Source organism: Pacificimonas aurantium (genome assembly GCF_020092905.1).
GTDB classification, from domain to species: domain Bacteria; phylum Pseudomonadota; class Alphaproteobacteria; order Sphingomonadales; family Sphingomonadaceae; genus Pacificimonas; species Pacificimonas aurantium.
The window spans coordinates 1,376,833-1,388,394 of sequence record NZ_JAGSGB010000001.1 but is presented as its reverse complement, the minus strand read 5'-3'; the positions used below and the strand labels follow the sequence as shown (position 1 = coordinate 1,388,394).

Annotated in this window: 12 protein-coding genes; 3 read left to right on the top strand and 9 right to left on the bottom strand. The window is 63.6% G+C overall.

What is annotated here, in order from left to right; all coding sequences use genetic code 11:
- Positions 1-68: 68 nt before the first annotated feature.
- Both KCN53_RS06730 and KCN53_RS06725 read left to right on the top strand, forming a co-directional pair.
- Positions 69-863: a sterol desaturase family protein gene (locus KCN53_RS06730; RefSeq protein WP_224199403.1), complete on the top strand. Its 795-nt coding sequence runs from the start codon at positions 69-71 to the stop codon at positions 861-863.
- A 64-nt stretch (positions 864-927) separates the two neighbouring features.
- The gene (locus tag KCN53_RS06725) at positions 928-2,082 is read left to right on the top strand and encodes an N-acetyltransferase (RefSeq protein WP_088710865.1); all 1,155 of its coding nucleotides are present in this window, start codon (positions 928-930) and stop codon (positions 2,080-2,082) included.
- A 10-nt stretch (positions 2,083-2,092) separates the two neighbouring features.
- On the opposite strand, the gene KCN53_RS06720 is transcribed toward KCN53_RS06725, so the two are convergent.
- From KCN53_RS06720 to glnE, 7 genes are all read right to left on the bottom strand, one after another.
- Positions 2,093-3,778: a mechanosensitive ion channel family protein gene (locus KCN53_RS06720; protein ID WP_172406122.1), complete on the bottom strand. Its 1,686-nt coding sequence runs from the start codon at positions 3,776-3,778 to the stop codon at positions 2,093-2,095.
- Between the two features lie 94 nt (positions 3,779-3,872).
- Positions 3,873-4,646 carry an exodeoxyribonuclease III gene (gene xth, locus KCN53_RS06715; protein ID WP_088710867.1) on the bottom strand — a complete coding sequence of 258 codons (774 nt, stop codon included), beginning with the start codon at positions 4,644-4,646 and terminating at the stop codon, positions 3,873-3,875.
- Between the two features lie 62 nt (positions 4,647-4,708).
- The gene (locus KCN53_RS06710) at positions 4,709-5,035 is read right to left on the bottom strand and encodes a HesB/IscA family protein (RefSeq protein WP_088710868.1); all 327 of its coding nucleotides are present in this window, start codon (positions 5,033-5,035) and stop codon (positions 4,709-4,711) included.
- A 62-nt stretch (positions 5,036-5,097) separates the two neighbouring features.
- Positions 5,098-6,144: a M23 family metallopeptidase gene (locus KCN53_RS06705; protein ID WP_172406123.1), complete on the bottom strand. Its 1,047-nt coding sequence runs from the start codon at positions 6,142-6,144 to the stop codon at positions 5,098-5,100.
- 175 nt (positions 6,145-6,319) lie between these two features.
- Positions 6,320-7,153, bottom strand: a complete 834-nt coding sequence (locus KCN53_RS06700) for a ferritin-like domain-containing protein (protein ID WP_397333608.1) — start codon at positions 7,151-7,153, stop codon at positions 6,320-6,322.
- Positions 7,146-7,616: a peroxiredoxin gene (locus tag KCN53_RS06695; RefSeq protein WP_088710871.1), complete on the bottom strand. Its 471-nt coding sequence runs from the start codon at positions 7,614-7,616 to the stop codon at positions 7,146-7,148. Before KCN53_RS06695 ends, KCN53_RS06700 begins: the two co-directional genes overlap by 8 nt.
- Positions 7,613-10,300, bottom strand: coding sequence for a bifunctional [glutamate--ammonia ligase]-adenylyl-L-tyrosine phosphorylase/[glutamate--ammonia-ligase] adenylyltransferase (gene glnE / locus KCN53_RS06690; protein ID WP_088710872.1), 2,688 nt, complete (start codon positions 10,298-10,300; stop codon positions 7,613-7,615). The genes KCN53_RS06695 and glnE overlap by 4 nt, the downstream gene beginning before the upstream one ends.
- Before the next feature lie 101 nt (positions 10,301-10,401).
- On the opposite strand from glnE, the gene KCN53_RS06685 reads away from it, so the two are divergent.
- Positions 10,402-10,542, top strand: coding sequence for a hypothetical protein (locus KCN53_RS06685; protein WP_172406124.1), 141 nt, complete (start codon positions 10,402-10,404; stop codon positions 10,540-10,542).
- Between the two features lie 84 nt (positions 10,543-10,626).
- Here the strand turns inward: KCN53_RS06685 and KCN53_RS06680 are convergent, their stop codons facing one another.
- Entirely contained in the window at positions 10,627-11,274 is a 648-nt protein-coding gene (locus KCN53_RS06680; RefSeq protein WP_088713254.1) for a sigma-70 family RNA polymerase sigma factor, read from the bottom strand.
- Positions 11,275-11,392: 118 nt separating this feature from the next.
- The gene (locus KCN53_RS06675; protein ID WP_172406125.1) at positions 11,393-11,533 is read right to left on the bottom strand and encodes a hypothetical protein; all 141 of its coding nucleotides are present in this window, start codon (positions 11,531-11,533) and stop codon (positions 11,393-11,395) included.
- Positions 11,534-11,562 lie beyond the last annotated feature (29 nt).

Sequence of the window (11,562 nt, the reverse complement as noted above, 5' to 3'; positions counted from 1 at the left end):
ATATAGGGCGCGATTAGAGGACCCGCTGACCCGGGTGGCCGCACATTACAAAACCGAAGGTTGTTGAAGTGAACATCGCAAAAACGCTGCGCGTCGGCATGTGGAACAAGTCGCACTATCTGGACCGGATGACGTTCAAGGACCTGGTCGTCGCCTATTTCCAATATTACGCGATCCAAGCCTATTTGGTGCTGTCGGCCATCGCGATCTACCTGGCTGTGCAGACTCCGCCGACGCTGGTGGAGGGTGTCTTTGCGACCGGTGTGGCAGTCGTTGCCTACCCGCTTGCCTGGTATGTGCTGCACCGCTGGGTTCTCCACAGTCAGTGGATGTACAAGTCGCCCCTGACGGCGACGACCTGGAAGCGGATCCACTTCGACCACCACCAGGACCCCAATCATCTGGAGGTGCTGTTCGGCGCCCTGTACACCACGTTGCCGACGATCGTCGCGATCATGGGTCCGATCGGCTATGCCATCGGCGGGATGGGCGGCCTGTGGGTGGCCCTCGCCGCAGGCCTTCTGATGACCTGCGTCTACGAGTTCGTGCACTGCATCCAGCACCTGGCGTACAAGCCGAAGAACAAGTGGCTGCAGCAGATGAAAGCGCGGCACATGGCGCATCACTTTCATGACGAAACAGGGAATTTCGGGATCACCGACTTCACTTGGGACCGCCTGTTCAAGACCTTTTACGAGCGTACCGACCGACCGAAGAAATCGGCCACGGTCTTCAACCTCGGCTATGACGAGGCGGCAGCCGAGAAATGGCCTTGGGTGAAGGTAAAATCGGGCGAGATCCACGACGCCCCCACGCGCCGCGCGAAGGTTAAAGAGCAGCTGGACGACGCAAAGGCTGCCTGACCGGTCACCGGCAGGCGCGCGATTTGTCTTGTCACCCGAACGGACGAGCGGCAAGGCCGCGCCGATGACTGCCAAATCCGACGACCTGATCGTCCGTCCCGTCCGCACGAAGGCCGACCAGAAAGCCTTCGTCGACCTGCCCTGGAAGCTTTACGCCGACGATCCGTCCTGGCGTCCGCCGCTGAAGGCCGACGTTCACCACCTGATCGACGGCCCGGCGACCAATCCCTGGTTCGACCATGCCGAGGCCGCCTTCTGGCTGGCCGAACGCGGCGGAGAGATTGTCGGCCGTATCAGCGCCCAGGTCGACCGTCTCGTACTCCAGCATATGGGCGAAGGCACCGGCCAGTGGGGCATGTTCGAATGTGTCGACGACCAGACAGTGGCCGACGCGCTGTTCGAGGTGGCCTCGAACTGGCTGGGCGCGAAGCGCATGACGCGCATGATCGGTCCCTTCAGCCTTTCCATCTGGGATGAACCCGGTCTGCTGGTAGACGGTTTCGAACTGCCGCCGACGATCATGATGGGGCATCACCGGCGCTATTATGAGCGGCTGGTCACGGCCGCTGGCCATGACGAAATCAAGACGATCTATGCCTATGAGCTTCCGATCGACGAAGGCTTCCCCAAGCCCGTCGACCGAATTGTGGGCTTTGCCGAGAAGAATGATCGCATTCGCATTCGCTCCGTCGACAAGAGCCGGTTCGACGAGGAAGCGAAGCTGATTCTCGAAATCCTGAACGATGCCTGGTCGGACAATTGGGGCTTCGTCCCGCTCACCGACCGGGAGGTCGAGCATTTCGCCAAGCAGCTGAAGCCGATCGTCTATGAGGATCTGATCAAGATCTGCGAGGTGGACGGCGAGGCCGCAGCCTTCATGATCACACTGCCGGACCTGAACGAGCTGACGATGGACCTGAACGGCTCGCTGTTCCCGTTCGGCTGGGCAAAGCTGCTGTGGCGGCTCCGCTTTCCGCGCGTCAGCCGCATGCGCGTACCGCTGATGGGGGTTCGCAAGTCGCTGCAAGGGTCACGCCTGGCTACCTTCATGGCCTTCCTGATGATCGAATATATCCGCCGCGCCAGCGTCGAGAAGTTCGGCGCTACACGTGGTGAAATCGGTTGGATCCTGGAAGATAACGGCCCGATGCTGTCGATCGCCGACGTCATCAAGTCGAAGATCACCAAGACCTACAAGGTTTACGAAAAGGCGCTCTAAGGCTCCCCCCTTAGCCGGACTCGCCGTCCTTCCCGAGAACGACTTCCCGTTCACGCGGCAGGACGGCGGTATCGGCTCCGGGCTCGCCGCTGGCATCGAGATCGGCCGCAGCGATCAGCATCGCCTCGCGCAGGCGGCAGTGCATATCCCACCCATCGGAGGGATTGTCCGCTCGCACGAGAAAGCGCACCTCCATCGCGCGGTCGGAATGGCCCACCACCTGCACCGATGCCTCGTCCTTGCAGATGACATCGTCGTCGCTCGACACAAACTTCTCGAACGCCTGGCGCAGCTGGTCGATGTCGGTTCGATGGTCGAGGAACAGCGAGACGGGGCGTAGCAGGCTGGGATCGGTCTTCGTCCAGTTCTCGAAGGGCGTGGAGGCGAACAGGTCGACCGGCACCATCAGACGCCGGTCGTGCCAGGTACGCAGCTGTACATGGCTGAGACCGATCTTTTCGACATAGCACCAGTCGTCTTCCCACATGACGGCATCGCCGACGCGCGCGACCTTCGAAAAGACGATCTGCATCGAGGCCATGATGTTGGAGAGCGCCGAACGCGCGGCGAACACCAGGATCAGACCGAGAAGGCCTGCCGATGCGAGCATGGAGAAGCCCAGCGTATCGGAAAGCCCGGAAGAGAAGATGACGAAGGCCGCGCCGACCAGAAGTGCGGCCACCAGGAAGAGGCGGCGGACGGCAGACAGGCTGGTATAAAGGTTGCGGTCCTCGTCATGCTCGGGATCGTCCATGTCGTCGATGCGCCGCTCGCGGATCAGGTCGAGGACAGCCTCCAGCAGCGACAGGATAATCGCCGCGACGGCGACCACCATGATGAGCGTCTGTAGCGGATCGAGCACGTCCTTTACGACGCCTGAAAAGACGAAGACGGTTTCGCGAAGCACGAGAAACGTACCCACGAACGCGAACAGCGCAGCAGGAAAGCGAAGCGCCTTTGCGATCCGCTCCATGACGGTCCCATCAGTGCGCTTCATGAGCTTGCGGAAGAGGATGAATGTCCCGGCAGCCGCAAGAAGTGCGAGAATGAAGACGATGGGCAGAGCGATCACTTCCCACCAGGCGAGCGTCCAGAAGGCCTGCTTGCGAAGCGACGCGGGCAAGGCCTCCTCGAACGGCGTGGGGCCGAAACGCTCATAGAGCATAGGGATGTTGTCGACGGTCTGCTTCGAGAAGAGCCAGACCGGATCGCCATTTGCCGGGTCGAGGCGGGAAATGCGCAGAGACACTGTGCGTTCGGGCAGTCGCATCGTCTCAAGGCTGATGTTGCGGCGGGCCTGGCCCGCAAGCGGATGATCGCTCGACACGCTTTCCATCACCGCGTCCGGACGATCGGACAGCCCCGCCCAATCGACCAGCATCGACCGCTTGATTACCGTATGGAGTTCCCGCGCGAGTTGTTCGCCGCGCGCCGCCTGGTCTGCAGGCGAAAGGTGCGAAAGGTCGAGCGCATGCTGCGCGGTATCCCAGTCATTCACTTCGCCGGCGAACCAGAATGTCTCCAGCAGCGCCTGCGGCGTTTCGAGGTTGGCGTCCTCGGGGACCGGGCCGAGACCGGGATTCACCGCGTCGACGGAATAGGCGTAAGGTCCGCCGCCGCTTTGCGCAAAGCCGGCCGGAGCCAGAATGAGGAATGCCGCGAAGATCGCGGCGAACAGGCCGGCCAGTCTGATCACAAAAGCCCCTTGTCGTCGTTCCGGTATTCCGGACCAACACGCGGGCAGCCTCATTTATCCGTCTTCCGGCTCCGGCGGGAGGCGATGGGGTGGCCTAGTCGGCGATCTCGACCCAAACGGGGGCATGGTCGGAGGCTTTTTCCCGGCCGCGATACTCCTTGTCCACCTGCGCATCGACCAGCCGGTCGGCCAGTTGCGGCGAAAGCAAATGGTGGTCGATCCGCAGCCCCGCGTCACGCGGCCAGCAGCCGGCCTGATAGTCCCAGAAGGTATAGAGCTTGTCGTCATGCGGGTGCACGGCCCTCAGCGCTTCCAGCCAGCCCTGGTTGACGATGGTGCGCAGCGCGGCGCGGCTTTCCGGCTGCACGAGCGCATCGTTCGCCATGGACCGCATGGAAAAGACGTCGCGGTCCTCAGGGGCGACGTTGAAGTCGCCGGTGACGCAGGTCGGTATTTCGCTGTCGAACAGCGTCTGGGCTCGCAGACGCAGACGCTCCATCCATCCGAGCTTGTAGTCGAACTTCGGCCCGGGCTGAGGATTGCCGTTGGGCAGGTAGAGATTGGCGATGCGCACACCCCGATAGTCGCATTCTATGTAGCGGGCCTGCTCGTCCTCGTTGTCGCCGGGAAGCGAGACCTGAACCTCCTCCGCCGGTTCGCGGGTGAGGATCGCAACGCCGTTGAACCCTTTCTGACCGTGAACGAGGGCGTGATAGCCCGCGTCTTCGATATCGCTCACGGGAAACAGATCCGTCTGCGACTTGATCTCCTGCAGGCAGGCGACGTCGGGTTTCGTTTCCTCGAGCCACTCGAGGAGCCGCGGAAGCCGGGCCTTGATCCCGTTCACATTATAGGTGGCGATGCGCATGTCAGCCGCCTAGCAGCCGCTGCCGCAAGGGAGAAGAGCGGCTACTGTCGCTTGGTGGACGCCTAGACCGAGAAAGACGTGCCGCAGCCGCAGCCAGAGGCAGCCTGAGGATTCTTCACTTCAAAATGAGAGCCGCCGAGGTTCGACACGAAATCGACCTCGGACCCGGTGACGAGATCCAGGCTGACCGGATCGACGACCAGCTTCACGCCGTCAGTCTCCGCAACGGCATCTTCAGCGTCGGGACCGGCTTCGAGGCCGAACTTATATTGGAAGCCCGCGCAGCCGCCGCCTTCGACGCTGAGACGCAGAATCGCCGGCGCGCCCTGCTTGTCGGCAATCTTGCGCACGCGGGCCGCCGCCGCAGGAGAAATGGTCACACCGTCCATGAAGCGAAGGTAGGAAGTGCAGTCGGTCGGCTCAAGAGCGGACCGGCCCTGGCCCCGCGAACTTACTGGCCGCCCTGGGCGCCGCCATCGTCATGAGCGGCGAGAACCGGCTGCTCGAAATAGGGCATCGGATCGACCGCGCGGCCGTCTACGCGAATCTCGAAGTGGAGGTGCGAGCCGGTGGAGCGGCCCGTGGAGCCCATCTTGCCGATGGATTCGCCGGCAGAAACCCGGTCGCCCGGCGACACGAGGATACGGGACATGTGCGCGTAGCGCGACGTGATGCCATTGCCATGGTCGATCTCGACCATCTTACCGTAGCCGCCGGCCCAGCCCGCCTTCACGACCTTGCCGGGCGCAGAGGACCGGATGGCCGTGCCATGCGGCGCGGCCATGTCGAGCCCCTGGTGCATCGCCGCACGGCGGCGGAACGGGTCGACGCGGCGCCCATATTCCGACGTGAACCGGAATTCGCTGACCGGCAGCACATGCGGCAGGGTCTTCATTTCATCATCGAGATAGTCGAGCCGGCCCCAGCTGGTCAGCAGAGCCGCAAAACGCGGGTTCGCCTCGGCCGCCTCGCGCAGGTCCTCGCCGATCGAGACCTCCGGTCCGCCCATGCCGGTCTCGCGCGCATAACGGTCGGGCGACAGGCCAAGCGTCTCAAGACGATCGTGACGGGCCTGGATATGCGACTCGGCGGCAATGGAGGCATATTCGAGCAGCTTTTCCTGCCGCGCCTCTACCGGCGCGAGCGGTGCAAGGACTCCGGCGGCACTGACTTCATCGCCGTCCAGCAGCGGTGCTGCGCGCTCGAGGTCGTCCATGCTGGCCTCACCGGAGATGACTTTCTCGATAAAGCTCTGCTTCGCCTCCAGCGACGCGGCCTTCATGGCAACGTCATTCTTCAGGGACGCGAGTTCCTGCTGCAGCCGCTGCATTTCTGCGGTGGTGCCACCCTCGGCAGTCGGAGACGACGTGCCCGCAAGCGCAACGCCGGTCATCGTCAGCGAGTAGACCGCAACGCACAGAACGAGGAACGCAGCGGCAATCTGGCTGCGCGCACTGATGCGAACCACCTTCATCCCGTGATCCGACGAGTAATGCATGAACTCGCGGTCACGAAAACACCGTGTCCAAGCCGACGAACATTTCGCGGCGACGCCTGACCTCATCAACAACCCCCTGTTGCCGCGGCCGGGTCGCCGCGGTCATCCCGTCATTAACCTAGAAAGTCGCTCTAGATGCGTGACATAGCGGTCAGTTCTGGGCAGCGGGGTCCTATCAATCAAGGTCGCTATAGTATTCCGTCGTCAGACCGGCCTTCTGGCGCGCCGAGTCGTTGAACGGAGGTTTCACGCGCCCTTTGAAGTGCCTCTGAACCAGCACGCGGAACCGTTCCGGCGGCGAATCGCCCGTCGATTCGCAAAGGAAACGGAACCATCTGTTGCCGATGGAGACATGGCCGATTTCATCGCGATAGATCCTGTCGACGATGCGAGCACTCGCTTCATCTCCAGCGGCGCGCAGGCGCTCGACAGTAGCGGGCGACACGTCGAGGCCCCGCGCTTCGAGAACCTGCGGTACGACGGCGAGGCGTGCAGCCAGATCGTGCGAAGTGTCGACGGCGGCCTGCCAAAGACCGTCATGGGCGGGCAGGTCGCCATAAGTCGCTCCGAGTTCCTCCAGACGGTCGGCCAGCATCAGGAAATGCCGCGCCTCGTCGTCGCCAACGGAAATCCAATCGGAGGTGAAGGACGGCGGCATGTCGGCGCCGAAACGAAGCGCCGCATCCCAGGCCAGGTCGATGGCGTTCAGCTCGATGTGCGCGAGCGCGTGGAGAAGGGCGATCCGCGACCGCGACGAGCCGGCCCTGCCGCGCTTGGGCATTTTCGAAGGCGGAAGCAGCTCAGGCCTGGTCGGACGCTCCGGGCGATCCGGCGGTCCCGGATCATAGACCAAATCGAGCCGCCCCGCGCGAAACCGTGCTGCCTCATGCCGGCTGACCTGCGCCTTCCGCGCCGGATCGGACTCGTTCAGAACGCGGCACGCCGCTTCGGCAAACGTGGCGGCGGGGCGAAAATCCGGGCGACCCGCGGGCGCACCGGCTTCAGTCAAGAGCCCGTGCAGCCTCGAGAACCTCCTCGACATGGCCCTTCACCCGAACCTTGCGCCAGATTTTCGCGACCTTCCCTTCCCTGTCGATAAGAAAGGTCGACCGATCGATGCCCATATAGGTCCGGCCATACATCTTCTTCTCGACCCAGGACCCATAGCGCTCGATCACCTCGCCATCGGGATCACTGCCCAGGTGAATTCCCAGCTCGTGCTTCTCGCGAAACTTGCCATGCTTGGCGACACTGTCCTTGGAGACACCGACGATGTCAGTGTCTGCGGCAGCGAATTCCGCGGAATGTTCGGTGAAGGCGATCGCCTCCTTCGTGCAGCCGGGCGTATCGTCCTTCGGATAGAAGTATAGAACGAGCTTACGTCCTTCGAAATCGGAAAGGCGCAGCGTTTCATCGCCCTCCGCCGCGAGTTCGAAATCGGGCGCCTTCTGCCCTTCCGCCGGTCCGCTCATGACTGTCTATCTCCCAGATATTTGCTCCACGCGGCCGAAACCGTCTTTCGCGCTTCGCTGATGGCGCGCAGCAGGCTTGTCCAGTCCGGCGCGCCGCAGGCATCGGCCACGATAGCGCGCGTGACCGAAGAATTTCGTCCCGCCGCTTCCTCCTCGACCAGCCGCATGAGCACGAGAAAGCGCGTCATCAGATCGTGCGCCTCGGCAAATCCGGCATCCAGAAGCCCCTCTTCGCCCAGCATTGCGACCGCCCTGCGAAGATCCGGGTCAAACGCGGTCTGCCGTGAGAGTTGCAGGAAATGGACGACGAATTCGAGGTCGATAAGGCCGCCCGCGCCATATTTGACGTCGAGAGGCCCCTCGCCCGGGTGGACCGCGTTCATGTCGCGCCGCATCTCGGCGACCCGCGCCCGCAGCTTGCTTGCGTCCCGCTCCTTCGAAAGGCCCGCCCGGATCGCGGCGGCGAGCTTCTCCCCGGCCTCATCCGGCGCCGCAACTGCACGGGCGCGGGTAAGGGCCATGTGCTCCCACGCCCAGGCCTTCTCTCGCTGATAAGTCTCGAACGCTTCTATGCCGACCGCGAGCGCTCCCTGCGCTCCCGATGGGCGGAGGCGGGTATCGACTTCATAGAGCGGTCCGGCTGCCGTCGGGACGGTGAGCGCCGACACGAGACGCTGGAAGAGGCGGTTGAAATATACCGCCGCCGAATGCGGTTTGGCGCCGTCGGACTCTCCGCCCTCCCCTTCTTCGTAGAGAAAGACGAGGTCGAGGTCCGAGGATTCGGTCAAAGCCCCTCCGCCATAGCGGCCCATGGCAAGTATGATGGGCGCGGCCCCGGCAATGCGACCATGGTCCGCGACGAAGTCCATTTCCACTCGCCGGAGTGCAGTCCTCACGACCGCATCGGCCACATGAGAATAGGCACGTGCGGCATCGAGCGGGTCGATCCGGCGATCGACGAGAAGAACGCCGATGCGAAAGCGGTTCTCGCGGGCCCAGCGGCGCAGCGTGTCGAGGGCCTCCTCCTCGTTCTGCGCACGCCGCAGCAGATCGCTCAGTTCCGCCTCCAGTTCGGCGGAGCTGCCGATCGGGTCGCGCTCAGCGCCGATCAGCACGTCGAGAAGTTCGGGGTTGCGACCGAATTGGGCAGCCAGTCGCGGAGCATGCCCCATGACGCGCGCCAGAAGCCTGGCGATAGCCGGATTGGCGCAAAGCAGCGCCAGGACACGCAAAGCCGCCGGGACCCGCCCCAGAAAATCGTCGAACCTCCGCAGCGCGTGGGAGGGGGTGGTGAGTGCGCCGAACGCATCGACCAGAACGGGCAGCGCGCGTTCGAGCTCACGCTGCGCCGCGTCGCTGCGCAGGGAGCGGTGCGAGGCGCCGCGCCAGCCCTCGATCAGCTTGGCGAACTCCGCTTTTGCCGGGACCTTTCGCGCCGCCAGCCATTTCTCGAGGTCCTTGCCGCGCGGCACCGCCGGCCGTTCGGCTGCTTCGAGGAACCTGTCATAACGGGCCCGCGCATCCTCGACCTGGGGCTTCGCGTGCGCGGCAAGGTCGGCGAAGCGGCGATAGGACGACAGGCCGGCCAGCGCCTCGCGCTCTTCCTTGCGCTTTGGGACAAGATGCGTCTGCTCGTCCTCGAGCATCTGTGCACGATGCTCCAGATCACGGAGGAGTTCATAGGTGCGAGACAGGCACTCCCGATCCTCCGGCCGAACCCGCTCCGCAGCGGCAAGCGCGGCGAGCGCCCCTCGCGTGTCGGCAACGCGCAGCGTCTCGTCGCGCCCCCCGTAGATCAGCTGGTGGGCCTGCGTGAAGAACTCGATTTCCCGAACGCCCCCGCGTCCGCGTTTCAGGTCGAAGCCCGGGCCGAAATTCTCGGCTCCCTCGAACTGGTCGCGAATGCGCAGCGACATGTCCTCGATCGACTGAACCGCCGTGTAATCGAGGGCCCGGCGCCATACGAACGAATCCGCGATGGCGAGAAACTCGCGTGCAAGCTCCATGTCGCCGGCCACGAACCGAGCCTTGATGAGCGCTGCACGTTCCCAAGTCAGCGCCTCGGACTGATAGTAGATTTCGGCCCTGCGGATGGGGGTGGCGATCAACGTGCCCTCCGCATCCGGACGCAGCCTGAGGTCAACGCGTGCGACATATCCGTCGGTCGTCATGCGCTGGAGCGCCTCGCCTAGCCGGCGGCCGATCCGCTGGGCGCTTTCGCCGGGCTCCTCCCCGTCGCGCCGGGCAAGCCGGTCGCCGTCGAACAGGTAAAGAAGGTCGATGTCGCTGCTGTAGTTCAGCTCGCGGCTGCCCAGCTTACCAAGCGCGATTACCGCAAAGCCGGTGGAATCCGGCGACCCGAACCGGTCCTCGAACACGTGCGCAAGAGCCGCATCCACCGCATGATCGGCGAACAGACTGAGTGCCGCGGTAACGTCGGTCAGATCGAAGCTGCCCGTCAAATCGGCGATGGCGGTACCGAAGGCCGTGCGCGCCCGCTGCCGGCGGAGGTCCGCAAGCGGGTCACCCCCGGGCGGGAGCAGGCCCTTGGAAAGAAACGCATTCGGCCCCTGATCGGCGAGTTCGGCCGGCCATTCGGGAAAGCGGCGCATCAGACCGCGAAGGAAGCGCGAGTGCCGATCCGCAAGGGCGACCGCCGCATCTATGGTCTCAGCTCGCCGCATTTCTCATCCTAAGCGTAACTGATGCGGAACGGCTGCGGGCGAAGCGAGTTGAAGGCCACGTGACAAAGCGTAGTTCTTCAGACCAATCGCACAAAGATTTCTTGGCGGAGGAAGACCGGTCGCTGGCGGAGCGGAACCGGCGCTTCGGCGCGTCGCTGCGAAAGCTGTACCGCGAGACGCTGGACGAGGAATTGTCGCCCGGCCTAAAGGAAACGCTCGACAGGCTCGAACCCAAAGAGTGAGCGCAGGTTCGTCGGCGTTGCAATAGCCGCTCGGCGGCCGTGCCGCCGATGTTCTTCCGAGACAGAAACGTCGAAATCCGGACCCTACTGCCCGGACAGGTCGTCGACCTTCGACATGATGCTGGCAAGCGCGCCTTCCGTACTGCCGGGCTTCGTAGACGAGGTCCGGTTGGGCATATTGCCTTCGTCGAGAACGGCCTCCAGCGCTGCGCGGCCACGCGCCACACGGCTCTTTATCGTGCCGACGGCGCAGTCGCAGATTTTTGCCGCCTCTTCGTAGGCAAAGCCGCCTGCGCCGACGAGGATGAGAGCCTCGCGCTGCGCCTGCGGAAGCTGGAGCAGGCCGCGCTCCAGATCGGCAAGCTCGATCTGCCGGTCCTGCCCGGCCGGCGCCGCGAGAAGCTTCGATGCGGTGAAGTCGTCCCACTCGCCCTTGAAGCGCGCCCGGCGCATCTGGCTGAGAAACAGGTTACGCAGGATGATAAACGTCCAGGCGCGCATATTGGTACCGGCCTGAAACCGGTGCCGCGCCGCCCATGCCTTCAGGAGAGTTTCCTGAACCAGATCGTCGGCCACATCGCGGCTGCCCGACAGCGAACGGCCAAACGCGCGGAGATGCGGAATGACCTGCGCCAGCTCTTCCTTGAAATCCTTGTCGGATAGACGGTCTTCGTTGACCTTCTGATCCTTCGCCGGAGTCGACTGCAACCGGTCGAGAAGGTTGGCGAACATCGGCGGCAGCGTCTGGGTCGAGGTGTCGGCGAACGCCGAGCGCAAAAACCCGCCGACGTCGCCGGCAGCGCTGGTCCGAACTTCAATATCTTCTGGCATCAAGACCCCCGCGCCGCGCCTAAAGTCCGTAGACGATCAGCAATACGATAAAAGCGATAACCAGAATGACGGTGGAAAACAGCAGGATGTAACGACCGATATGCGGCGTTTCGCCCGCACGGGCCTCCGTTTTTTCCACTTCTTCATGCGGTTCGGTCATGTCGAACGTCTTTCTTCCCCGATAGGATC